The 23,446-nt window shown below is 60.3% G+C and carries 23 protein-coding genes, 1 tRNA gene and 4 pseudogenes; 14 read left to right on the top strand and 14 right to left on the bottom strand.

Translation table 11 applies throughout. The features are described 5' to 3' along the window. Positions 1–117: 117 nt before the first annotated feature. Complete coding sequence (locus tag LPU83_RS40865) at positions 118–588, top strand: aminoacyl-tRNA deacylase (protein WP_024316738.1); 471 nt, start codon at positions 118–120, stop codon at positions 586–588. 401 nt (positions 589–989) lie between these two features. Further along, a complete protein-coding gene (locus LPU83_RS40860; protein ID WP_024316739.1) occupies positions 990–2,183 on the top strand; it encodes a M14 family metallopeptidase in 1,194 nt (397 codons plus the stop codon). Between the two features lie 485 nt (positions 2,184–2,668). On the opposite strand, the gene LPU83_RS40855 is transcribed toward LPU83_RS40860, so the two are convergent. The 4 genes from LPU83_RS40855 to LPU83_RS40840 all read right to left on the bottom strand — a co-directional run bounded on the left by LPU83_RS40855 (position 2,669) and on the right by LPU83_RS40840 (position 6,898). Continuing rightward, positions 2,669–2,745 (bottom strand) — tRNA-Arg (locus tag LPU83_RS40855). 123 nt (positions 2,746–2,868) lie between these two features. Continuing rightward, on the bottom strand, positions 2,869–4,392 hold the full coding sequence (locus tag LPU83_RS40850) for an ATP-binding protein (RefSeq protein ID WP_024316740.1): 1,524 nt from the start codon (positions 4,390–4,392) through the stop codon (positions 2,869–2,871). 153 nt (positions 4,393–4,545) lie between these two features. Beyond that, positions 4,546–6,546, bottom strand: coding sequence for a methyl-accepting chemotaxis protein (locus tag LPU83_RS40845; RefSeq protein WP_024316741.1), 2,001 nt, complete (start codon positions 6,544–6,546; stop codon positions 4,546–4,548). 115 nt (positions 6,547–6,661) lie between these two features. Further along, the gene (locus tag LPU83_RS40840) at positions 6,662–6,898 is read right to left on the bottom strand and encodes a hypothetical protein (protein ID WP_141652588.1); all 237 of its coding nucleotides are present in this window, start codon (positions 6,896–6,898) and stop codon (positions 6,662–6,664) included. Between the two features lie 92 nt (positions 6,899–6,990). Here LPU83_RS40840 and rpmH point away from each other — a divergent pair, with 92 nt between their 5' ends. The 5 genes from rpmH (at position 6,991) to yihA (ending at position 11,539) form a co-directional block, all read left to right on the top strand. Then, entirely contained in the window at positions 6,991–7,125 is a 135-nt protein-coding gene (gene rpmH / locus LPU83_RS40835) for a 50S ribosomal protein L34 (protein ID WP_016552555.1), read from the top strand. Between the two features lie 22 nt (positions 7,126–7,147). Continuing rightward, positions 7,148–7,549 (top strand): ribonuclease P protein component, encoded by a 402-nt coding sequence (rnpA, locus tag LPU83_RS40830; RefSeq protein WP_024316742.1) that lies wholly within the window; start codon positions 7,148–7,150, stop codon positions 7,547–7,549. Continuing rightward, positions 7,549–9,336, top strand: a complete 1,788-nt coding sequence (gene yidC, locus LPU83_RS40825) for a membrane protein insertase YidC (RefSeq protein WP_024316743.1) — start codon at positions 7,549–7,551, stop codon at positions 9,334–9,336. Before rnpA ends, yidC begins: the two co-directional genes overlap by 1 nt. 66 nt (positions 9,337–9,402) lie before the next feature. Continuing rightward, a complete protein-coding gene (locus LPU83_RS40820; RefSeq protein ID WP_197901944.1) occupies positions 9,403–10,716 on the top strand; it encodes an IS4 family transposase in 1,314 nt (437 codons plus the stop codon). A gap of 163 nt (positions 10,717–10,879) precedes the next feature. Then, complete coding sequence (yihA, locus tag LPU83_RS40815; RefSeq protein WP_007802023.1) at positions 10,880–11,539, top strand: ribosome biogenesis GTP-binding protein YihA/YsxC; 660 nt, start codon at positions 10,880–10,882, stop codon at positions 11,537–11,539. A gap of 52 nt (positions 11,540–11,591) precedes the next feature. On the opposite strand, the gene LPU83_RS40810 is transcribed toward yihA, so the two are convergent. The 3 genes from LPU83_RS40810 to LPU83_RS40800 form a co-directional block, all read right to left on the bottom strand. Next, complete coding sequence (locus LPU83_RS40810) at positions 11,592–12,149, bottom strand: fasciclin domain-containing protein (RefSeq protein WP_024314564.1); 558 nt, start codon at positions 12,147–12,149, stop codon at positions 11,592–11,594. A 116-nt stretch (positions 12,150–12,265) separates the two neighbouring features. Then, complete coding sequence (locus LPU83_RS40805; RefSeq protein WP_024314563.1) at positions 12,266–12,985, bottom strand: anti-sigma factor; 720 nt, start codon at positions 12,983–12,985, stop codon at positions 12,266–12,268. Further along, on the bottom strand, positions 12,982–13,521 hold the full coding sequence (locus LPU83_RS40800; protein WP_024314562.1) for a sigma-70 family RNA polymerase sigma factor: 540 nt from the start codon (positions 13,519–13,521) through the stop codon (positions 12,982–12,984). The genes LPU83_RS40805 and LPU83_RS40800 overlap by 4 nt, the downstream gene beginning before the upstream one ends. Before the next feature lie 134 nt (positions 13,522–13,655). Here LPU83_RS40800 and argB point away from each other — a divergent pair. After that, positions 13,656–14,459: pseudogene (gene argB, locus LPU83_RS40795) on the top strand (acetylglutamate kinase); the annotation flags it as partial. Here the strand turns inward: argB and LPU83_RS75720 are convergent. The 4 genes and pseudogenes from LPU83_RS75720 to LPU83_RS40780 form a co-directional block, all read right to left on the bottom strand. After that, positions 14,417–14,566, bottom strand: a pseudogene (locus tag LPU83_RS75720) (hypothetical protein); the annotation flags it as partial. The pseudogenes argB and LPU83_RS75720 sit on opposite strands and share 43 nt — an antisense overlap. Continuing rightward, positions 14,550–15,323: an isocitrate lyase/PEP mutase family protein gene (locus LPU83_RS40790; RefSeq protein WP_024314560.1), complete on the bottom strand. Its 774-nt coding sequence runs from the start codon at positions 15,321–15,323 to the stop codon at positions 14,550–14,552. The pseudogene LPU83_RS75720 and the gene LPU83_RS40790, both read right to left, overlap by 17 nt. After that, positions 15,320–16,399: a bifunctional transcriptional activator/DNA repair enzyme AdaA gene (locus LPU83_RS40785; protein ID WP_024314559.1), complete on the bottom strand. Its 1,080-nt coding sequence runs from the start codon at positions 16,397–16,399 to the stop codon at positions 15,320–15,322. Before LPU83_RS40785 ends, LPU83_RS40790 begins: the two co-directional genes overlap by 4 nt. Before the next feature lie 54 nt (positions 16,400–16,453). Next, positions 16,454–16,636, bottom strand: coding sequence for a hypothetical protein (locus LPU83_RS40780; RefSeq protein WP_037068977.1), 183 nt, complete (start codon positions 16,634–16,636; stop codon positions 16,454–16,456). A 14-nt stretch (positions 16,637–16,650) separates the two neighbouring features. Here LPU83_RS40780 and LPU83_RS40775 point away from each other — a divergent pair. Further along, positions 16,651–16,866: pseudogene (locus LPU83_RS40775) on the top strand (magnesium-protoporphyrin IX monomethyl ester cyclase); the annotation flags it as partial. Here the strand turns inward: LPU83_RS40775 and LPU83_RS73395 are convergent. Next, positions 16,861–17,010: pseudogene (locus LPU83_RS73395) on the bottom strand (magnesium-protoporphyrin IX monomethyl ester cyclase); the annotation flags it as partial. The pseudogenes LPU83_RS40775 and LPU83_RS73395 overlap by 6 nt on opposite strands. Before the next feature lie 157 nt (positions 17,011–17,167). On the opposite strand from LPU83_RS73395, the gene LPU83_RS40770 reads away from it, so the two are divergent. Together LPU83_RS40770 and LPU83_RS40765 are read left to right on the top strand one after the other, a co-directional pair. Continuing rightward, a complete protein-coding gene (locus LPU83_RS40770; RefSeq protein ID WP_007802038.1) occupies positions 17,168–17,875 on the top strand; it encodes a pyrimidine 5'-nucleotidase in 708 nt (235 codons plus the stop codon). A 110-nt stretch (positions 17,876–17,985) separates the two neighbouring features. Then, positions 17,986–18,624, top strand: a complete 639-nt coding sequence (locus tag LPU83_RS40765; RefSeq protein ID WP_024314557.1) for an EF-hand domain-containing protein — start codon at positions 17,986–17,988, stop codon at positions 18,622–18,624. 45 nt (positions 18,625–18,669) lie between these two features. Here the strand turns inward: LPU83_RS40765 and LPU83_RS40760 are convergent, their stop codons facing one another. After that, positions 18,670–19,536: an LOG family protein gene (locus LPU83_RS40760; RefSeq protein WP_024314556.1), complete on the bottom strand. Its 867-nt coding sequence runs from the start codon at positions 19,534–19,536 to the stop codon at positions 18,670–18,672. 192 nt (positions 19,537–19,728) lie between these two features. On the opposite strand from LPU83_RS40760, the gene dapD reads away from it, so the two are divergent. The 3 genes from dapD (at position 19,729) to LPU83_RS40745 (ending at position 22,525) form a co-directional block, all read left to right on the top strand. Continuing rightward, a complete protein-coding gene (dapD, locus tag LPU83_RS40755) occupies positions 19,729–20,589 on the top strand; it encodes a 2,3,4,5-tetrahydropyridine-2,6-dicarboxylate N-succinyltransferase (RefSeq protein ID WP_024314555.1) in 861 nt (286 codons plus the stop codon). Positions 20,590–20,748: 159 nt separating this feature from the next. After that, positions 20,749–21,942, top strand: a complete 1,194-nt coding sequence (gene dapE / locus LPU83_RS40750; protein WP_024314554.1) for a succinyl-diaminopimelate desuccinylase — start codon at positions 20,749–20,751, stop codon at positions 21,940–21,942. Next, positions 21,929–22,525 (top strand): hypothetical protein, encoded by a 597-nt coding sequence (locus LPU83_RS40745; RefSeq protein WP_024314553.1) that lies wholly within the window; start codon positions 21,929–21,931, stop codon positions 22,523–22,525. Before dapE ends, LPU83_RS40745 begins: the two co-directional genes overlap by 14 nt. 16 nt (positions 22,526–22,541) lie before the next feature. On the opposite strand, the gene LPU83_RS40740 is transcribed toward LPU83_RS40745, so the two are convergent. Next, positions 22,542–23,441, bottom strand: a complete 900-nt coding sequence (locus LPU83_RS40740) for a LysR family transcriptional regulator (RefSeq protein ID WP_029709985.1) — start codon at positions 23,439–23,441, stop codon at positions 22,542–22,544. Positions 23,442–23,446 lie beyond the last annotated feature (5 nt).

Genomic DNA, 23,446 nt, shown 5'->3' with positions numbered 1-23,446 from the left:
CGGTCATCGGCCAACGGAACCCGCCGCAGGCAGCTGCGGCCATTCGCCGTTGACTTCGCAGGCGATGAGAGGAGAATGCCTTCTATGCTTCCCCGCGCAATATAAGGGGTGCCCAAGATGACTATCGCAAGGAAACTTCAGGATTATATCGACGGTGAAGGTATCGCCTACGACACCGTCCCTCATCATCGAACAGCGACAACCAGCCAATCGGCACAAGCCGCCCATGTTCCGGGCAGCCGGCTGGCTAAGTCCGTCGTCGTACATCATGAAATGGGATACGTCCTGGCCGTTGTTCCGAGCACACACCGGATCGAGCTCAGTACTTTGCAGGATCTGATGAACAAGCGTCTCGGCCTCGCCTCAGAAGATGAGGTCAGCTCACTTTTCGCCGATTGCGACATTGGCGCAGTTCCGCCGATCGGATCGGCCTACAACGTGCCTGTTATCCTCGACGAAAGCCTCGGCAACGCCAGCGACGTCTATTTCGAGGGCGGCGACCACACGACGCTGGTGCATGTCAGCGGACCCAACTTTCGCAACCTCATGAAGAATGCGCAAATCGCCCGCTTCAGTCACCGGCCGTAATGTTGTGATTGCAGGGGCTACCGACGCTGGACTCGATACGGCCCGAAAAGTCGGCCAATCCTGCCGGCTGGTACGTTAAGGGGCGCATACCGGACGCGACGCTCGCTGCCATCTCTTTTTTGGCAGGCCTCGGAAAGAAATGGCGCACCGGACGAGATGAGAATGCGAACTGGGTATATAATTGTTATCGCTGTCGATTTTTAAGCGGCAGGCCTACGTCGCGCTATCTCCGGATCTTGCCGAACGACACCGCAAGATTCAGCCCCGGCATAGCTTCGCAGAAATTACGCAACCTTGCCAGTTCAGCAGCATACCCTAGTTTGAAGTCGCGCGGGATTTTCGCGACCGATGTGCACGCCGTTGTTCTAACGTAGCTTTTCAAATCACAAAGGGCCTCCATCATGTCGGACAAATCGAAGAAAGGCATCGATCGCCGCGATCTGTTGATTGCATCTATTGCCACGGTCGGCGCGTCGGCTACCCTCGCCGTCAACGCTGGTGCTGCGAATGCCCAGGACACAGCGACACCCGCTGCCCATCCGGCATCAGGAACGGCCTATACCGGCGATGTTATCCAGGGGAAAAAAGTCGTCAGCACGCTCGACGTCAACGACCTGGAGCCGGGGCAGAAGCACTTCTTATATTTTCAGGGTGCGCAGATGCCCACGGGTCAGCACTGGTATGTGTCTGTGACGGTCGCCAAGGGGGCAAGGCCGGGTAAGCGCGGCGTCCTGACCAGTGGTGTGCATGGCGACGAAATGAGTAACATTCACACGGTCCAGACCGTGATGAACCAGCTCGATCCGGCGCAGATGTCGGGCACGGTCATGGCGGTCACCGACGTGGCACGCCCGGCCATTGAAAACATGCAGCGAAGGTGGCCCAATCACGGCAGGGGCCTAGATCTGATCGATATGAATCGGGAATGGCCCGGGAACGAGAACGGTGCCGCCGCGCCTAGCCGACACGCCGGGCTGCTGTTCAACCGGCTGCTGCGGCCGAACGCCGACTTCGCGATCGACTTCCACACCGGAACAACCGGATTCGAAGTCACCGCATTTAATATTGGCGGCATGGATGTGCCCGAGGTCAAGGCGATGGTGGAGCTCTATCCCGTCGGCCAGATCTTCGACAACCATGTCTATCCCGGTGTCTTGCACAACGCGTTTATGGACGCGGGCATACCGTCCTTTACGCCGGAGATTGGCGCTGCTCGCGTTCTGGACATCGAGATGATCTCGCTGTTCGTGGAAGGCACGATGAACGTCCTCAAGCATCACGGCATCGTTGCCGGGCCGATGGGCCGGACAGCCAAGGACGTGAATGTCTTCGTCGGCAACAGTGCGTTGCCGATCCTGGCAACCCAGGGCGGGATCGTCGAGCATTTGGTCAAGCTCAACGACAAGGTCGAACCCGGACAGAAGGTGGCCATCCAGCGCAATAGCTTCGGCGAAGTGGTCGCGGAGTATACGAGCGGCGTGGCCGGAGAGATAACGGGCCAGCGCAGCGATGCAATGTCCGAGCCCGGCAACCCCCTGGTATTCATCCTCTTCCACAAGGCGGCGCCGGAGGGCGTTGAGTCTTATCCCGAGTGATCCCGTATGAGCGATTCTTCGTCTGGAATGGCGTGAAACGGCGCACTGGAGAGGATGAAACTGGAAACCAATATCTTATTGCTGGCGCTCTATGATATGCGCCACCCGCAGCGCCATTAGCGGCGCGCAGCCTCATCGCTGCGTCCCGTTTCTATATGTTTTCGGCAGAATGAATTTCCCAGTACATGCCGCCCGTTGCAGGGCGTTCGATGCAGTCAAGGGTGCACGGTCCGCGAGCTAGATCATCCTTTTAGCATGCCCGCTCGGTTATCGCAGACATCGCCCCCCGGATTGCCGAGAAAGTGATGGGTCAAGACGCGGAGATTGCCACTCCGGCGCTGACAGACACCAGAAGAGCGGAAGAGTGCGAAACGTCAAGCAGATTGGGTATTTCTTGAGGACTGTGGTCCATGAAGGCAATGAGCGTCACTCTGACGTGTCTCATACCGGCTCTCATTTGCCACCCACAGTAGCTATAGAGAAAATGGCGCACCCGAAGAGATTCGAACTCCTGACCCCCAGATTCGTAGTCTGGTGCTCTATCCAGCTGAGCTACGGGTGCGTGCCGGAAGCGGCCGAACCGCTTGCGTGGGCGGTTCTCTAAAGGGTCCTTCCGGGGATTGCAATAGGCTTTCTGAAAAAATCGCGACTTTGGTGGTGCAGAACCGAAATGCGCAGAAATGCATCACTTTTCGTGGAGCGCGCGGCTGCGGTAATCGTCCAGGGATACCGGGCGGTCTGGAATCTCGATGCGAAACTGCGTTCCGACCGAGGGCTTTTCCACAAGCGCGATCGTGCCGCCGTGGGCCAGCACCAGTTCGCGGGCGATCACCAGCCCGAGGCCCGTGCCGCCGGAGCGGGCTGAGCCGCGGAAGGCGGCGAAGAGATTCTGTCTGGCCTTCTGCGGCATGCCGGGGCCGGTGTCGTCGACGATGATGCTGACGACGCTGCCGACGCGCTGGGCCGAAACCGTGATACGCTTGCTGCCATCTGGTCCGCGTACCGCACCCTGCCCATTCAGCGCCTGCACGGCGTTGCGACAGAGATTGTGGATGACGCGGAACAATTGCTCGCTGTCTGCATCGACCTCGAGCTCAGGCCCCATCTGTTCAATGAACTCAATGCCGCTCTGAGCATCAATCGCCAGCATGTCCTTCACGTCCTGGGTCAGGTCAAAAAGCCGAATGCGGCGCCGGCGAGGCGCGGCTTCGCTTGCCTGACCATAGGACAACACCTCGGTCGTATAACCGACGGCGCGATCGATGGTGCGCAACAGCTTTGGCGCAAAGGCCTTCACCATCGGATCATCGACATCCACGAGACGGTCCGACATCAACTGTGCCGAGGCCAGGATGTTGCGCATGTCGTGATTGATCTTCGAGACAGCAAGACCGAGCGCGGCCAGGTTCTTCTGCTGCTTCAACGTCTTTTGCAGTTCCATCTGCATCGAGGTCAGGTGCCGGCCGGCGACCGCGAGTTCATCGCGCCCGCCATCACCGACAAAGACGTTCTGCGGATTTTCCGGATCGGAGGAGAATTGCTGCATGCTGCCGGTCAGCTTGCGAATCGGCCGGATTAGAATGCGGTTGATCGCGAAGAACACCAGTGTCGCGGTGAACAGCGAAATCAAAATCGACAACAGAAAAACGTTGCGGGAATAAACAAGCATCGCATTGCGAAGGTGCTTGTCCTTCATCACCACTTCGACGCCGGTGTTGGTGTCCTGCACCGGGCCATAAACGCGGATCATGCGGTTGCCGCCGAAGATCAGCGTATCGAGCGCATCGCTGATCGCCGTCAGGGCCGGCACATTGGTCAGGTCGTATTGCTCGTCGACGGAGGTCGGCATGTCGGTCGTCGCCAGCAGACGCGAGGTGCCCTCTTTGCGCAGCACGATCGCCTTGGTGCCGGTCGCCTCCAGCGTCTCCTTCTGCAACGCGCGCGGTAGCTCCACCGGCTGCAGTCCGTCGATGACGATCGCGGCCGCAGCCGCGGCGTTCAACCTCTCGTCCAGCCATCGCAGGCGCATAGTGGCCACCGAGGGAAAGAAGATCAGCACCTCGGCGAGCATGATGCAGACAACCGTCAGCCACAGCAGCTTGCCAGTAAGCCCGCCGAACTTCCCGGACGGCCGCTGTTCCGCCTTGTCGGCCTCGGTCCCGGCAGCACCGCCTTGGGGAAGATTGTCGCCTTGATCGTGGGCTTGCATCGTCTTTCGTCCGCTCGGCGCCGGGCGCCCTTTGCGCCTTCTATATTAGACCATGACGGTCCGCTTTCAAATCTTTGCGAGCAAAGCCATTTGCGACAAAAGGAAACGCCGCCCGAGGCGGCGTTTCCAATCGATCGAAAAGATGAAGAAGGATCAGAACTCTTCCCAATTCTGCTCGGCGACGGCGGCATTGCCGCTGAACGCCCGGGCGACGGTGCCCATGGCACGACGGGCCGGAGAGGCGACGGGACGATGTTCTTGATGGCGGGCAACGGCAACCGGGGCCGCAGCCGCCACGTTCGAGACCTTGAAGCGTGAGATGAGACGGACGAGGCCGTCGGCTTCGCCGGAGAGCTTGTGCGTTGCAGCCGAAGTCTCCTCGACCATGGCGGCGTTCTGCTGAGTCACCTGGTCCATCTGGTTGACCGCCGTGTTGACCTCCTTAAGGCCGGTCGACTGCTCCTTCGCGGCGGTCGCAATCGAGTGAATGTGGTCGTTGATCGCGTTGACACGGCGTTCAATCTGGGACAGCGCCTCGCCGGTCGCCTGCACCAGCTTGACGCCGACCTGGACCTCGTCGCCGGACTTGGTGATCAGGCCCTTGATGTCCTTGGCGGCCGTAGCCGAGCGCTGTGCGAGTTCGCGAACCTCTTGGGCGACGACGGCGAAGCCCTTGCCTGCCTCGCCGGCACGCGCGGCCTCGACACCGGCGTTGAGAGCAAGCAGGTTCGTCTGGAAGGCGATCTCATCAATGACGTTGATGATCTGGCTGATTTCGCGCGAGGCCTGCTCGATCCGGCCCATGGCGTCGACGGCATTGCGGACAACCACGCCAGACTTGCCGGCGTCGTCCTTGGCCTCGGATACCATGACGCTGGCTTCCTGAGCGCGCTCGGTCGAATTGTTGACCACCGCCGTGATCTCGTCGAGGGCGGCCGAGGTCTGCTCGAGAGCAGCGGCCTGCTGCTCGGTGCGCTTGGAGAGATCGTCGCTTGCTGAACGCAACTCGTTGGTGTTGCCGTGAAAACCTTCTGCCGTCTCGCGCACTTCGCGCATGGTCGTCTGCAGCGTCGCGAAGGTGCTGTTGACGTTCTGCTGCAGTTCGGCGAAGGCGCCCTGGAAGCTGCCGCGCATCGTCTGCGTGAGGTCGCCTTCCGCCAGGCTTGCAATCACGCGGCGCGTTTCGCCGACGCCGGCATCGATGCTGGAGAGGAGATGGTTGATGTTGCTGGCGAACTGATTGAGGTTGTCGTCGCCATAGTCCTTTTCGATGCGGCGGCTGAAATCACCCGCAGCTGCGGATGCAACGACAACGGACATGCTGGACTGCAGATCGTCGCTCTTGGCGCGCATGGCGGCTTCCTGCGCATTCATGCGGCGTACAGCGAGCCCATTTTCCTTGAAGACGGCAACGGCAGCAGCCATTTCGCCGATTTCATCCTGGCGGCCGGCGAAAGGCACTTCAGCGTCAAAGTTGCCATCGGCGACTTCCTTGATCGCGTCCGTGACCTTCTTGATCGGGCGGCTGAGCTGAATGGTGCCGATGTAGAAGCCCATGCCGACGCCGGCCATGATGCCGACGCAGGTGATCGTAACCACCAGCCACAAAACGGAGGTGCGCGAGCTTTCGACCTGCGCATTGACGGCGTCCAGCGTCGCCTTGTCAGTGGCGACGATCGCATCGATCTCCGCCTGGAAAGCCTTGCGGTTGGCGCGGTTGGCGTCGTTGTTACCCTGCTCGTTCGCAGCCTGGGGGCTCACGTCAGTGCCAAGACGCGCTGTTTCGGCGCGGAATGTCCGGAATTCCTTCGCGCGTTCGGTCATTTTCACGAAGGTATCTTTCTGGCTTTCCGGAACCAGCGGAGCCCAGGAAACAATGACCTTGTCTATCTGGTCGAGGTCGGCCAGCAGTCCCTTGGCAAAGTTTGCGGCCTCCTTTGTCGACTGCGCGTTATAGATTCCGCGCGCCTCCATCACTGTTGCCGTCACGAAGCGGTTAAGGCGCTCGCCGGCGTAAGCGCGATCGGACGCATCTCCATATGCCGACAGGTTCTCATCGTATTGATGCACGGCCCAAAGTGCCGTTGCCCCGATCAGCAGTGCGACGCCGCACATGGCGGAGACAAGCAGATTGATCTTACCTCGAATTTTCAAAGGAAGCCCCCCCAAGACTAATCACAAGCCGGGAAAGCATCCCGGCCGCTAGCTAAATTTGGCCGAAATAAATTAACGTCAGCTTTCGGATGCTTGGCCGCATCACTACAAAAAATTACCTGTACTTACTCGTCACCGTTTCTTTTTTTGCGCCGGAAACGCTAGACTGCCGCAAGAATGCGCGCGGCGGTTGCGATCGAAGAAAAATATTACGCACGCGCCGCGTTAACACGTCATCACAAACATTAATGAGGCTCGCTAAATCTTGTATCGCAGCCGCGAATTCGGAAATTCCGGGCGATAATTGACTTTGGCGGCCTTCATCCGTATAAGCCGCCGCACGTCCGGTCATTTAAGGCTCTCGTTAGCCTCGCCCGTTCGAAAAACAACGCTCCTTGCATTATGCAAATTCAAGAAGGGCCGCACTCCGCGGTGTTTAAATAAATGAAGCGTACGTACCAACCATCCAAGCTTGTTCGCAAGCGCCGCCACGGTTTCCGTGCACGTATGGCCACCAAGGGCGGCCGCAAGGTTATCGTTGCTCGCCGCGCACGCGGCCGCAAGCGTCTTTCGGCCTAAGGCCGGAATTGCCCGATAAGAGATGGCGGGCGAATTGACGACCAATAATAAGAAAATGACTGCCGGGCGACTGCAAAGCCGCCCGCAGTTTCTTGCTGTCCGCCAAGGCGAAAAACGCAAGGGCGGTTTCTTTCTGCTCGAGGTGCTCGACCGGAAGGAACCCGAGACCGAAGCCCGCGTCGGCTTCACCGTCACCAAGAAACACGGCAATGCAGTCGAGCGAAACCGCATGCGGCGGCGCCTGAAAGAGGCGGTGCGACTTCATGCAGGGTTTGCAATGCAGCCCGGACACGACTATGTGGTTGTCGCGCGAAGGGACGTGCTCAAGGCGCCCTTCAGAGAATTAGCCGCAGAGCTCAAAGCTCGCGTCGAGACCAAGCCGAAACACAAGCGGTCCGGAGACGGCCGCCCCAGGAACGCATGATGCAAAACAACCGCAACTACTTCATTGCGATCGCTCTCTCCGTGCTGATCGTTCTCGGGTGGCAATTCCTCTATATGAATCCGCGCATCGAAGCGCAGCGCAAGGCAGAACTCGCTCAAAAGGCGCAGCAGAAGACCGAACAGATGCAGACGCCGGCAGCTGGCGGCGCCAATCCGGCCCAACCGAATGGGACGGCTCCGACCGCAACGACGCCCCCGTCCCTGATCGACGCGCTGGCAAAGTCGCCGCGCGTTACGATCGATACCGCCGCTCTCGCAGGCTCGATCAATCTCGTTGGTGCTCGTCTCGACGACCTGAAGCTCAAGGGCTACCACGAGACCGTCGACGACACGAGCCCGATCATCACGCTGTTCAGCCCGTCTGAAACCAAGGACGGCTATTTTGCAGAACTCGGCTACATCGGCGATGCTGCCACCGGCGCGGTTCCCGGCCCCTCGACGGTCTGGACGGCACCGGAAGGCGCAAAACTGACCGAGAAGACGCCGGTTACGCTCACCTACACCAACGACAAGGGCATCACCTTCGCCCGCACGATCTCGGTCGATGAGCACTATATGTTCACCGTCACCGACAAGATCACCAACGCCGGCCAGGCGGCAGCTGCATTGTCATCCTATGGCCGCGTCACGCGCTACAACAAGCCGGCAGTCGCCTCGACCTACGTTCTGCACGAAGGCTTCATCGGCGTCATCGGCGACAGCCTGATCGAAAGCAAATACGCAGCCGTCGAGAAGGAAGCGGTCACGCCGGCAACGGCAACTGGTGGCTGGCTCGGCATCACAGACAAATACTGGGCAGCGACGATTATTCCGCCGCAGCAGACACCATACGATGCGCGCTTCACGCACTTTACGGATGGCCAGCCGCGCTTCCAGGCCGACTACAAGCAGAACGCCGTCACGGTGGCACCGGGCCAGTCGCTCGAGTTGAAGAACCTCGTCTTTGCCGGCGCCAAGGAAGTTCCAGTTATCGACGGCTACGAAAAGACCTATGAGATCCCGAAATTTGATCGGCTCATCGACTGGGGCTGGTTCTACTTCCTGACGAAGCCGATGTTCAGGCTGATGGACTTCTTCTTCCGCTACTTCGGCAACTTTGGTGTCGCCATCCTGATGACCACCATCGTCGTCAAGGCGCTGTTCTTCCCACTCGCCAGCAAGCAGTACGCTTCGATGGCGAACATGAAGCGCGTGCAGCCGAAGATGGAAGAGCTCAAGGCGAAATTGGGCGACGACCGCATGGCGCTGCAGCAGGCAACGATGCAGCTCTACAAGGACGAGAAGATCAATCCGATCGCCGGTTGCTGGCCGATCGCGTTGCAGATCCCGATCTTCTTCTCGCTCTACAAGGTGATCTACATCACCATCGAGATGCGCCACGCCCCGTTCTTCGGCTGGATCCAGGATCTTTCAGCGCCCGATCCGACCTCGTTCATCAACCTTTTCGGCCTGCTGCCGTTTGCGGCTCCGACCTTCCTGCATCTCGGCGTCTGGCCGCTGATCATGGGCGTGACGATGTTCCTGCAGATGCGCATGAACCCGACGCCTCCGGATCCGACGCAGGCGATGATCTTCAACTGGATGCCGCTGGTCTTCACGTTCATGCTGGCGAGTTTCCCGGCCGGTCTGGTCATCTACTGGGCCTGGAACAACACGCTTTCGGTCATCCAGCAGTCGGTGATCATGCGCCGCCACGGCGTGAAGATCGAACTCTTCAGCAATCTGAAGGGCCTCTTCAAACGAAAGCCGGCACCGACAGAAAAATGACGAAAGCCCCGCTTCGGCGGTAATGCAGTTCACTTAGTGAGCTGCGGGCAAGTTTGATGGTTCAGGATGGGGATTCGTTTTCCCATCCTGTTTTTGTTTGTGATGTCACGCACCCTTGGACATTCGGCCGAATTATCGGCTCTTTCGCAGGCGATCGACCCGGACTGGATCGCTCAGGCTCTCGCCACGACAGGCAAGGCGAGCATCCGCAAGCGCAAGCTGCCAGCCGAGCAGGTCGTCTGGCTGGTGATTGCGTTGGCCCTTTATCGTCATCAGTCGATCCCGGAGGTGGTGGCCCATCTTGATCTGGTTTTGCCCGATGAGGTCAACGCGGATATTGCCAAGAGCGCGTTGACACAGGCACGGCAGCGCTTGGGTCAGGCACCGTTGGCGCAGTTGTTTGCAATGAGTGCATCATGCTGGGATGAACGCCACCAATCCGGGCGTGCCTGGCGGGGTCTTTGTCGTTATGCCGTGGACGGCAGCACGCTGCGGACGTCCGACAGCCCGGAGAACCGGGCGCATTTTGGAGCGCAGGCCTACGCGTCTGGCGTTGTCGCAAGCTATCCGCAATTGCGGCTGCTGACGCTGACGGCGCTGGCGACGCATCTGGTGCGTGATGCGGTGTTCGGAGCCTATGGCACAAACGAGATGCTCTATGCCAAAAGCCTGCTCGACCGGGTTCCGGACCATTCGCTGACGGTCTTCGACAAGGGCTTCTTCAGTGCCAGCCTTCTCTTGCAATTGCAGACGAAGGGACATGAGCGTCACTGGCTGATTCCGGCCAAAGCCAACAGCACATGGGAACGACTGGATCCGCACCCCACCGATTATCGGGTGCGCATGAAGGTCTCGCCCCAGGCGCGGCAGGCAGAACCGGACTTGCCGGCCTTCTGGGAGGTCAGGGCCATCGAGACGACCACCAGCCATGGCAAAAAGCGCATATTGTTGACATCGCTGATGGACAGACAAACTTATCCGGCAAGCGAAATCGTCCATCAGTATGAAGAGCGATGGCGCATCGAGACAAGTTATCGCGAACTCAAGCAGGAGCTTCTCGGTAGCGAACTGACCCTGCGAAGCGGCACGCCGGAGACTGTCTATCAGGAGGTCTGGGGCGCGTTGCTGGCCTACAATCTGGTGCGGCTCGAAATGGCAGAGGTCGCGACCGAAGCCCAAGTCGAGCCAACCCGACTAAGCTTTATCACAGCCCTGCATTACCTGCGTCACGAATGGGGATGGATGGCGATCGAAGCACCCGGCAAAATCCCCGCCCACCTCACCAGATTGAGAAACAGATTGGCAGACTTGCTGCTGACAGAAAAACGGGGGCGATCATGCCCCGTGTCGTCAAAAAACTGCCTGCCAGATACCCGATAAGAGCCGTAAGCAAACCTAAGTGAACTGCATTACCGCTTCGGCGGGGCTTTTCATTTGTGCTGACATTGCCGCCGTGTCCCGGCGACTGGCGGAGCGGCGGTTGACAAAATCGCCTGAAACCTGAATGCCATAGGCTCACTGGATTTAGACTGGAAAAGGCCGAATGACCGACAACAAGAACGACAAGCCGCTCTTCGGGCGCCCCTGGACCTTTATCCGGGGCGTTCCATCCCTGAAATTCCTGCCGCCGGAAGGGCCGCTGGAAGTGGCCTTTGCCGGCCGCTCGAACGTCGGCAAGTCTTCTTTGATCAACGCGCTCGTCAGTCACAAGGGGCTGGCGCGCACCTCCAATACGCCTGGCCGCACGCAGGAACTCAACTACTTCGTGCCGGAGGGCTATTCGGGTGAAGGCGGCGACCTGCCGCCGATGGCGCTGGTCGACATGCCGGGCTACGGCTACGCGCAGGCGCCGAAAGATCAGGTCGATGCCTGGACGAAGCTCGTCTTCGACTACCTGCGCGGGCGCGCGACGTTGAAACGCGTTTACGTGCTGATCGACAGCCGCCACGGAGTGAAGAAGAACGACGACGAGGTTCTCGATCTGCTCGACAAAGCGGCCGTCTCTTACCAGATCGTTCTCACCAAGACGGACAAGATCAAGCCGCCGGCGGTGACCAAGCTGCTCGCGGAGACGACGGAAAAGATCAAGAAGCGGCCAGCCGCTTATCCCGGAATCATTGCCACGTCATCGGAAAAGAGCGAGGGGCTTGATGACCTGCGCGAGGCGATCGCACAAACGGTCGGCATCGCCAACTGGAAATGAAAGAGGCGCCCCGGGGTGGAATTGGGCGCCTCTAGAACCTGCCTGAACTTGCTTACATCTTCGGCAGCAGAACCTTGTCAACGACGTGGATGACGCCGTTGGACTGTTTCACGTCGGCGATCGTGACGTGGGCGACATCGCCGTTTTCATCGGTGAGCGTGATCTTGCCCATGCTTTCCTTGGCCTTCAGCAAACAGCCGCCGACCGTCGTGATGTCGTGTTCGCCGCCGTCGGCCTTGATCATCTTGGCAACCGTCTTGGCCATCGCATCAGCGGCGACGACGTGGCAAGTCAGAACCTTCGTCAACTGGGCCCTGTTCTCAGGCTTCAGCAGCGTATCGATGGTGCCGGCGGGCAATTCCGCGAAGGCTTCGTTGGTCGGAGCGAAGACGGTGAAAGGTCCCTTGCTTTCCAGCGTCGATACGAGGCCGGCTGCCTTGACGGCGGCAACCAGTGTCGTGTGATCCTTCGAGTTCATCGCATTTTGGACGATGTCCTTCGTCGGATACATGGCAGCGCCGCCGACCATCGGGTTCTTGGCCTGCGCAGCGAAAGCAAATGCGGAAACGGCAGCAGCAAGCACATTCAAGCGCAGTGCGGACTTCATCATGATTGTTCTCCTCTAACGTCCGCGCACAAGACCGGCCGAATGCCGGCGTTCCGTTGCGGACATGAGGATCTACGAAAGGCTCGTAGGAAGAGTTTCAGTGCGCTTGCTGAAAAACATCAGCGGCGATGCGCCGTGCCGCTCGCCACGATCGGCCCCGTGACCTGCCCCGTCGGCGACCCGCCAAAGGGTTCGAGGCTAACGGCGAGGGTCGCGCCCTCGTCTATACTGCCACGCATTTCAGCGGGTATGACCAACTCGCCTGCCTGATCTGGAGGAAACAGGCCAAGCGATCTTGGCGCGCCGCTTGCCGGAACAAGCCAAAGCTCCAAGGACTTCTCTTCAGGCTTGCCGGTCGCCACGGGTACGATCTTCAGTTTTCCGCTCCGCCGCTCATAAGAGGCCAAGAGGTTGACCTGGCTGTTGGCGGCGGTCAGCTCAGCCACAAGCGGCGCGGAAGTCTGCGGCGGAGCGACAACGACGGTCGCAATCGTCAGTGCGCCCACCGTCATTAGCAGCGAGACGAGCGCAAGACAGCGCCAGAAGACGATGGAGGCCCACAGACCGCGTGCAGGAGCCGCGGTCGCCTCTGGCGAGCCGAACAGCCGCTCTTCGATCTGCTTGAACGTTTCCTGACCGGGGCTGACGACGTCGTAATCATCGTTGAAAGCGGAGAGGTTGGTCTCCCAGCGGCTGACGATGGCTGCGAACTGTCTATCGCGGCGCATCCGCTCCTCCACGACCCGCCGATCCTTGAAAGAAAGAACACCAAGAACATACTCACCGGCGAGTACCTCGTCGCGGGAGCGGCCTCCCTTGCTCTGATCCGGCGATGTCATCGTTCCATGCACTCTCTCAGTTTCAAAAGGCTGCGACGCAGCCATGTGCGCATCGTGTTCAAAGGGACGCCAAACTGATCGGACAGTTCCTGATAGCTTTGTCCTTCGACGTAAGCTTTCTTCACCGCCATTGCCCGATCAGCTTCCAACTCTTCCATGCAGGTGTCAATCCGCCTTCCCTCATCCTTGATCACAGTCTGTATCTCTGGGGAAGGATCGTCATCCGCGAGGTCGTATGCGCTGTCCAGTTCGTCGGCGACCGGCTTGCGCGCGCGCATGATATCGATCGCCTGATTGCGGGCAATTGCCGCAAGCCAGGAGGACGGCGACCCGGAGCCGGCGGCAAAGACGCCGGCGCGTTGCCAGATCTTGACGTAGACTTCCTGCAGCGCCTCCTCGGCCTCGGTCCTGTCTCTCAAGATACGCAGGCAGATGGAAAGGAGTTTCGGGCTCGTCTCGCGATAGAACGTCGCAAAGGCCTTGCGATCGCCGATCGCAACGAGGCTTATCAAATATGCGATTTCGTCGCTGGTCATCCCATGCCTCTTGCCAAACGCCCCGCCTCCTCGAACCCGCTCGCCAGCACATACGGAAAACTAATGGGCTCTAGATTATTCCATCTGTCAAAAACTTGAGATAAAAGGCCGCGATCAATTCCGCGGGGTATCCCATGAACCAGTCCGAAAGCGAAACCCAGGCACGCCTCCTTGCACAGGCCCTGCCCTTCATGCAGCGTTACGAAAACAAGACGATCGTCGTGAAATACGGCGGCCATGCCATGGGCAACGCCGAACTCGGCAAGGCTTTCGCGAGCGATATCGCACTGCTGAAACAATCGGGTGTCAACCCGATCGTCGTCCATGGCGGCGGACCGCAGATCGGCGCGATGCTGACCAAGATGGGCATCGAATCGAAATTCGAAGGCGGGCTGCGCGTCACCGACGCCAAGACCGTCGAGATCGTCGAGATGGTTCTCGCCGGCTCGATCAACAAGGAGATCGTCGCGCTCATCAACCAGACCGGTGAATGGGCGATCGGCCTTTGCGGCAAGGACGGCAACATGGTCTTTGCCGAAAAGGCGCAGAAGAAGGTCAAGGATCCGGATTCGAACATCGAGCGCGTGCTCGACCTCGGCTTCGTCGGTGAGGTGGTCGAAGTGGACCGCACGCTGCTCGACCTGCTTGCCCGCTCCGAGATGATCCCTGTCATCGCTCCGGTGGCTCCCGGTCGCGACGGCGCAACCTACAACATCAACGCCGACACGTTTGCCGGGGCGATCGCCGGTGCGCTGAATGCCACCCGCCTGCTTTTCCTGACGGATGTTCCCGGCGTTCTCGACAAGCAGGGCAACCTGATCAAAGAACTTTCCGTTGCGCAGGCGCACGCGCTTATCGCCGACGGAACGATCTCAGGCGGCATGATCCCGAAGGTCGAGACCTGCATCGATGCGATCAAGGCAGGCGTCCAGGGCGTCGTCATCCTGAACGGCAAGACGGCCCATTCCGTGCTGCTCGAGATCTTCACCGAGCATGGCGCCGGAACGCTGATCGTTCCCTGATCGCATTTAACCCGCGGCGGCATAGACCGCCGCGGCAGCTTCCTTCAGCTTCTCCATCATCGCCCGATATGGTCCCGGTCCGTAGCTGACGCGAGCGACGCCGAGTCTTGCGAGCGTCTTCACATCCGGCGCCCCCGGCCTCATCATGATGTTGACCGGCAGTGTTGACGCGCCGCAGATTTTCTCGATCAACGCTGGATCAATCAGCCAAGGCACGAAGAAGCCGCTGGCACCGGACGCAGCGTAAGCCTTGCCGCGCTCGATTGCTTCGTCGACGAGGCCCGCATGCTTGGATTGGTCGCCTTCGCGCAGGAACAGATCGGTGCGCGCATTGATGAAGAAGGCAATGCCACGGCCGTGCGCCATCTCGCGAATAAAGCGGATGCGGGCAGTCTGCTTATCCACAGGATGCAGCCCCTCTCCGCCAACCACTTGGTCTTCGAAATTGATGCCGACGGCGCCCGCGTCGATCAGCGTGGCGACATTGGCGGCCGCTCCGGCAGGCTCGGTCGAGTACGCCCCTTCGAAATCGACGGAAAGCGGCAGGTCGTTGACCGCCGTGATCTGGCGAGCCGTGGCTACCAAGGCGTCCAGCGGAATCTTCTGACCATCCCCATAGCCTTGTGCTGCGGCAACCGACCAGCTTCCCGTCGCCAGCGCTTTGGCCCCAGCCTCGGTCACGGCCTTCGCCGTTCCAGCGTCCCATATGTTGTAAAGGACGACCGGATTGCCCTTTTGGTGCAGCGCGCCGAACGCCCTTGCTTTCTCAGCCTGGTTCATTGAATTTCCTCCACAAACAGCCTCTTGGGCTTCATCTTCTCTTCGTGTTGCAAAAGCCATTGCTTGCGCCAGAGCCCGCCGCCATAACCGGTCAGCGACCCGTCGGCACCGATCAGCCGGTGGCAGGGGATGACAATCGCCATCTGGTTCGCCCCGTTGGCGCGGCCGACGGCACGCACCATCTGCGGGTTCTCCATGCCACGTGCAATGTCGCCGTAGGCGCGTGTCTCGCCAATGGGTATTTCCATCAGCTTCGACCAGACCCGGCGCTCGAAAGCCGTGCCGAATCCCAGCGCAAGCGGCGTCCGGAACGCCGTGGACCGGCCACCGAAATAGGCTTTCAGCTCGGCATCGATCTGCTCGATCGCCGGCGTGCGGCCGGATGCAACCGAGGAGCGCGTCTTGCGCTGCAGCTTCTCCAGTTCTGCTGGCAACGCCTTGCGGTCATGGAACTCAAGAAGATGCAGATGCGTCTTGTCGGCCACCGCCACCATGGGGCCGAGCGGCGTTTCAAACCAATCGGCAACCAGAAGATCGCGGTTCTGCGACATGACAGGCGCTTTGCCGATCAGCCGCCGAAATGCGGCGCGGAACCCGCTGCCGGACTCATATCCAGCCTCGATCTGAGCATCGATGACCCGCGCGCCGTTCGCCAGTTGTTTTGCCGCCTCGCCGAGACGCCGGTAGCGGGCGATATCGAGAAAAGTCATGCCGAGCGTCCGCTTGAAAGCCCTCCGTACGGTCGAGGGATCGTAGCCGCGACCGATCAGGTCGTCCTCCGTCCAACGCGCTGCCGGATCGCCGTCGAGTGCATTGAGCAGCTCGTCGACGAGCGGCTCCCGGCCCGCCTCTTCCAGCGGCCGGCACCGTTGGCAGGGTCGGAATCCCGATTGCATGCAGGTGGCGACGGTATCATAGAACAGCGTGTTTTCCCGTTTGGGCTTGCGAGCCGGGCAGGTCAGCCGGCAGAAGATACCCGTTGTCTTGACGCAAACGTAGGCAAGGCCTTCGTAGGCCGGGCTACGGGCAATCAGCGCATCGTAGAGCGCATCGTCACTAGGAAGATCGAAAAGCATGAGGCGTTCTACCATCCCTTGCGGGCCGCGTCTGCCGCAAATCGGGCGTCTATTTTATTCGGCGGCATCAATGACGGCTGGTATCGACCGCCTGGGCGAACGCGCCGGCAGCAGCATTGATTCCTCCTCCGCATCCTGCGGTGCTCCCCAGAAGGCCTCCAGCGTCGGGCCATTCTTCACCATCCGTCTGCGAACGAAGAACTCGACAAGCTCGTGAAACCAGACGCGCCTTCCCATCTGCGTAGGTCCACGGCATTGCTTTTCGGGACCGCCGGGGCGAAGCATCCGCGACCCAACCCGCCCGAGCGATTGCATCGCTCGACAGCTACCGTGTCGCCTGGGAGCTGATCGACCACGCTCGCTACAGCTATTGGGGCGGCAAGCGCGCGGTCGTCATGCAGTTCTCGCGCGGCTGTCCGTATCTCTGCAACTATTGCGGCCGGCGTGGTTTCTGGACCCGCTGGCGCGAACTCGGCGTCGATCAAAGTGACCTCATGCCCGGCATCGATCAGCGGGACGCCGATCGAAAGTAGGCCAAGCGGCGGAAGATGATCATCCGGGATACGGCTGCCGATTGCGGTATGCGGCGGATTTATCAGGGTGATCTTCACTGGCTGTCCCCCGGGTTGCAGACGCTGCAGAACAGACCCACACGATGGCAAAAATCAGCGAATATCGTCTTAAAGTTGAGAACTTCCGAAGGCATTTTTGCGAAGATTTGCGCCGAAAGACTTTGGCACAGGCCGCAGGCCATGCCATAACGCCCCCATGACCAAGATAGATCGCACGCCAACCAAGGCGGACTTCTCGCATGTGACCGAGTGGGTTTTCGACCTCGACAACACGCTCTACCCGCACCACGTCAACCTTTTCGCGCAGATCGACAAGAATATGACGGCCTACGTCTCGACGCTGCTGCAGATGGAGCGGGACGAGGCGCGCAAGCTGCAGAAGCAATACTATCTCGATCATGGCACGACGCTGCAGGGTTTGATGATCCACCACGGCGTCGACCCGAATGACTTCCTCGAGAAGGCGCATGCGATCGACTATTCGAGCCTGACGGCGCAGCCCGAACTGGGTGCGGCAATCAAGGCCCTGCCGGGTCGCAAGTTCATCTTCACCAACGGCAGCGTCAAGCATGCCGAGATGGCGGCCGGCGCGCTCGGCATCCTCGAGCATTTCGACGATATCTTCGACATTGTGGCGGCGGACTTTGTGCCGAAGCCAGCGCAGGCGACCTATGACAAGTTCGCGGCGCTCAAGCGCATCGAGACCGGCAAGGCGGCAATGTTCGAGGACCTGCCCCGCAATCTCAAAGTTCCAAAGACGCTTGGCATGCAGACCGTCCTGCTGGTGCCGAACAACCTCGAGGATACGGTTGTCGAATGGTGGGAAAAGACCAGCGGCGAGGACGATCACATCGACTTCGTGACTGACGATCTTACTGATTTTCTTGCGAAGATTGCCGGCTAGATTACCAAAGTTTCATCCAGCTTACCGATCTTTAATTGGGCAGTTTGCCGCACCGGCCCTACCCTTTCATCTGTAATCCCCATTAAGATTGCAGATTGAAAGGAATTGAAATGTCTCGGAACAAGCTGATACTGGCCGCACTCTCCTCCGTCATGATCGTCGGTGCCGCAGCCGGCACCAGTTTTGCTGCGTCACACGACAAGAAGCATCATCCGCCTCGCCAGCAACACGGCATGGGCATGATGATGGGACCGCGCATGGGCGCGATCCGTGAAGTCATCTTCGTTCGGATGCTGAAGCAGTTCGACACGAACAAGGACGGTCAGATTTCCAAGCAGGAAGCCAAGGATGGCATGGAGGCAATCTTCGTTGCCATCGATACCGACAAGGACGGCTCGCTGACGCCGGGCGAGATCCGCAAGTACCACGAAGCCAAGATGGCCAAGGCGAAAGCTCCAGCCGACGATGCCGCGGATGACGATGCTGCACCGATGGCACCGCCGACCGATGCCGACAACGCGCAGCCGGCACCATCGCAGCCCGGACCCGACGGCGGCCCCGATCGCCGCGGCATGCATGGCGGGATGATGCGCGGCATGATGATGATGCAGCGCTTCGATACCGACGAGAACGGCCAGATTTCCAAGCAGGAAGCCGAAGCCGCCTTCGAGAAGTTCTTTACCTGGATGGACCGCGACAAGAACGGCGTGATCTCGCTCGACGACATGCCGGATCGGCCGCTCCCGTAAGCAAAGACTTACCGATAGCGAGGCCTGCCGCTCCGGCGGGCCTTTCTATTCGTGGTGCTCGTAGAAATCCTCGATGATCTTCCACGCGGCGTCCGCAGTGTCGACGAAGCTGATCAGATCGACATCGTCGGGCGCGATCGTGCCGAACTCAGCCAACGCCTCGAAATCGATAATGCTGCGCCAGAACTTTTCCCCAAACAGGATGAGCGGCATCTTTTCCATGCGGCCCGTCTGGATCAGCGTCAGGCATTCGAAGAACTCGTCGAGCGTGCCAAAGCCGCCGGGAAAGACCGCGATCGCCTTGGCGCGCACCATGAAGTGCATCTTGCGGATCGCGAAATAATGGAAATTGAAGCTCAGTTCCGGCGTGACGTAGACGTTCGGCGCCTGCTCGTGCGGCAGCACGATGTTGAGGCCGATCGAGGGGGCGCCCTCGTCGGCCGCGCCGCGATTGCCGGCTTCCATCACACCCGGACCGCCGCCCGTGACGACGACATACTCATGAAAATCGAAGCCTGCCGAATATTTCGAGCACAGCCGCGCGAACTTGCGTGCTTCGTCGTAGTACACCGACGCTGCTTCCAGATTGGCGCGCTGCGTCTCGTTTCTCGCCGCCCAGGCGCTCTGGCCGGGAGCCGGAATGCGCGCACCGCCGAACATGACGACGGTCGACTTGATGCCGCGCTCCGTCAGCAACATTTCCGGCTTCATCAATTCCAGCTGCAGGCGGATCGGCCGCAGCTCCTCGCGGCACAGAAAGTCCTCATCGGCATAAGCAAGACGGTAGGCGGGCGACAGCGTCTGCGGCGTCTTCGGCACGGCCTCGGCGCGGTGCTTGTCGGTTGCGCTCGTCTTCAGCGGGTCCCAGACGCCATCCTTGCGCCGCAGCCTGCCGTTTCTTGCCTTTGCCATGTCGAAATGCCTTTCAGTATAGCCGGCAAACACTGCCGGTAGGTCGTTTCATGCGTGAATCGGGAGAATTACCATGCCCCGAAAAATCATTCCATTTTACCCTTGCATGGGATAGAGCAGATCGCATCCCGCCAATCACAATTCCCGGAGGCTTCGGTCTCCACGATAGAGATCGAAGTTTAAGGAATTCCCATGAGCGCCACCGACCTTTCTTCCCTCGAAAAGACCATCGAAGCTGCTTTCGATAACCGCGACAACGTCAATACGTCCACGAAGGGCGAGGTCCGCAATGCCGTCGAGGCAGCGCTCGAACTCCTCGACGGCGGCAAGGCACGCGTTGCCGAGCGCGGTAGCGACGGCGCCTGGAAGGTCAATCAGTGGCTGAAGAAGGCCGTGCTCCTCTCGTTCCGTCTGAACGACATGGAAGTCGTCAAGGGCGGTTCGGGCAACTCGACCTGGTGGGACAAGGTGCCATCCAAGTTCGAGGGATGGGGCGAAAACCAGTATCGCGCCGCGGGCTTCCGCGCCGTGCCGAACTGCGTCGTGCGCCGCTCGGCCTACATCGCCAAAAACGTCGTGCTGATGCCGTCCTTCGTCAATCTCGGCGCCTTTGTCGATGAGGGCACGATGGTCGACACCTGGGCGACGGTCGGTTCCTGCGCGCAGATCGGCAAGCACGTTCACCTGTCGGGCGGCGTCGGCATCGGCGGCGTGCTCGAGCCTATGCAGGCAGGCCCGACCATCATCGAAGACAACTGCTTCATCGGCGCGCGTTCGGAAGTCGTCGAGGGCTGCATCATCCGCGAGGGCTCGGTTCTCGGCATGGGCGTCTATATCGGCAAGTCGACCAAGATTGTCGACCGCGCGACAGGCGAAGTCATGTACGGCGAAGTGCCGCCCTACTCCGTCGTTGTCGCGGGATCGATGCCGTCGGGCAACGCCACGATGGCCAACGGCCTGCCGGCACCGCACCTCTATTGCGCCGTCATCGTCAAACGCGTCGATGAAAAGACCCGCTCGAAGACCGGCATCAACGAACTGTTGCGCGACTGACAAGTCGTGATGTTCCGGCGGCCTGCGCGTCTTGGGAGATACGCGCCGCCCGAACGCTGACGCTGGACATCGATCCGGCAAAATGGACGGCACATTTCAGTAAGGCGGTATCGCCGCCTTGCCTTTTCTTTGCCACTACCGCTGGATAGTTCCTCACCCATGACCGCTACCGATCCCGTCGCCAATCTCCAGGTTCTGATTCGCTGCCCGTCTGTCACGCCAGCCGAGGGCGGCGCGCTTTCGGCGCTCGATGCCATGCTGTCGCCGCTTGGCTTCAAGGTGGACAAGGTGAAGGCGACAGCACCGGGAACATCCGACATCGAGAACCTCTATGCGCGCCTTGGCGATGACGGCCCGCATCTGATGTTTGCCGGCCATACCGACGTGGTTCCGGTTGGCGACGAGCAGGCATGGTCGCACCCGCCCTTTGCCGCCGAGATATCAGGTGGCGAGCTCTTCGGCCGCGGTGCCGTCGACATGAAGGGCGGGGTTGCCTGCTTCGTTGCGGCCATCGCACGCCATATCGAGAAGCATGGAGCGCCGAAGGGTTCGGTCTCCTTCCTGATCACCGGCGACGAGGAAGGCCCGGCGATCAACGGCACGATCAAACTACTACAATGGGCAGCCGAGCGCGGCGAACGCTGGGATGCCTGCCTCGTCGGCGAACCGACCAACCCGGACAAGCTCGGCGACATGATCAAGATCGGCCGGCGCGGATCGCTCTCCGGCAAGATCACGGTGCACGGTGTACAGGGCCATGCCGCTTATCCACATCTGGCCGACAATGCCGTGCGGGGTATCGTACAGTTGACTCAGGCGCTGATGGACCCGCCGTTCGACGGCGGTACCGACAATTTCCAGCCGTCCAACCTTGAGGTGACGACCATTGATGTCGGCAATCCTGCGACGAATGTCGTACCGGCCAATGCGACGGCGAGCTTTAACATCCGTTTCAATGACACGTGGACGGCCCAGAGCCTGCAGCAGGAGATCCTGCGCCGCCTTGACGCAGCCGCCGCCGACAGCGTGTTCCGTCCCGGTCGCGCGCCACTGAAGTACGATATCGTCTGGGCAGAGCGGCCGAGCCACGTCTTCCTGACGCGCAACAACGCGCTGATCGCCTCGCTCTCCTCCGCTGTCGAGAGTGTGACCGGCCAGTCGCCGAAACTCTCCACCACAGGCGGCACGTCGGACGCCCGTTTCATCAAGGACTACTGCCCCGTCGTGGAGTTCGGTCTTGTCGGCCAGACCATGCACATGGTCGATGAACGCGTCGCTGTTTCCGACCTCGAGCGACTGACAGTAATCTATGAAACGTTCATCGAGCACTGGTTCGCGAATGCCGGGCTTTAGAGAAGTTCAATATTATCTGGCGGGGATCTGGCTGCTGATCCGCATGGATCCGCGTGGGTTCCGCTTCCTCGACATGTCGGAGCGCGGCGTCAACCGCTCGTTCTGGGCAATCCTATGGTGCCTGCCGCCGATGGGAATCTCGTGGCTCTGGTGGCGCCAGGCGTTCCTGCAGACGATGCCGCCGCATACCGATGTCGGCGCGCTTTTCTATTTCCGGCTCGGGCTCGTCGAAGCCGCCAATTGGTTCGTGCCGCTGGTCTTTGCAGGCTTGCTGCTGCTGGCCTTCAAGAAGGGCGAGCGTTTCGCGCCCGTCATCGTCAGCGTCAATTGGCTGGGTGTCCCGCTCTCCTATATCAACGGCCTGCTGCTCGCACTAGTCTTCTTCCTGCCCCAACTTGTCGGCGTCGTCTCGCTGCTGCTGCTTGCCTTCATGCTGGCGCAGGTCTTTGCGATCGCACGCATTCTCAGGATGATCTTCTACGGCCAGGGCCTGATGATCGGGGCACTCACGCTGCTGCTGCTCGTGCCATCGCTCATGCTGTCGGAATACCTGCAGCGCTTTCTCGGCATTTATCCGGTATAAATCGACCGGGATCGACCTATTCCGACAGTGCAATCATGCGCGCCTTCAGGAGGTCGACCATCCCTTTCACCTTCATCGTCAGCGCGCCCGGCGGCCGGAGTGCGTAGATGCCGCTGCCATCTGGCCTCGGCAGCATTGTCGGGAAGAGCCGCACCAGCCTGCCATCTCTCAATGGCTCGGCCACCAGCCATGTCTGCAGGTGGATGATCCCAAGCCCGGCGATGGCGCTTGCAAGAAGCCCGTCCATGTCGCCGCAAACAAAACGACCCGAAACCTCAAGTCGGTCTTCGGAGCTGGTTTCGCCGAACTGCCACATCCCGGCCTTCATTGGCTTCGGTGTGGTCAGGCAGGCGTGATGCACGAGGTCTGCCGGTACCGCGGGAACACCGTGCCGCTGAAGATAGGACGGCGCGGCACAGACGACGCTCTCCGTTGTCGCAAGCTTCGTCGCGAGAAGCGCGGAATCCTGCAGCTTGCCAATGCGGACGGCAAGATCGATGCCATCCTCGAGAGGATTCACGGCCCGATCCTCCAACGACAGTTCGAGATGCACCTTCGGGAACCGCTCCAGATAGACCGGCACCAGCGGAACAACGTGACGCTGGCCGAAGCAGACCGGCGCCGAGATCATCAGCCATCCCTGCGGCTCGTTCGCCATCGCCGCGACGATGCTTCGGGTCTCCTCGAGCTGGCCGAGTACCTGCCGGGCGCGGTGGCAAAGCGTCTCACCTGCCGATGTCAATGCGAGCCGGCGTGTGGACCGGTAGAACAGCTCCACCCCAAGCTCGCCTTCCAGCATGTCGATCTGCCGCGATATCGATGATGCCTGCATATTCATATCCCGGCCGGCGGCGGAAAAGCTCCCTCCGGCAACAACCCTGAGAAAGACATCCAGCCGATCCGCGAAACCCGTCATCTTTG

This window comes from Rhizobium favelukesii, assembly GCF_000577275.2.
Lineage (GTDB): Bacteria > Pseudomonadota > Alphaproteobacteria > Rhizobiales > Rhizobiaceae > Rhizobium > Rhizobium favelukesii.
This window is presented reverse-complemented; position numbering and strand designations above follow the sequence as displayed.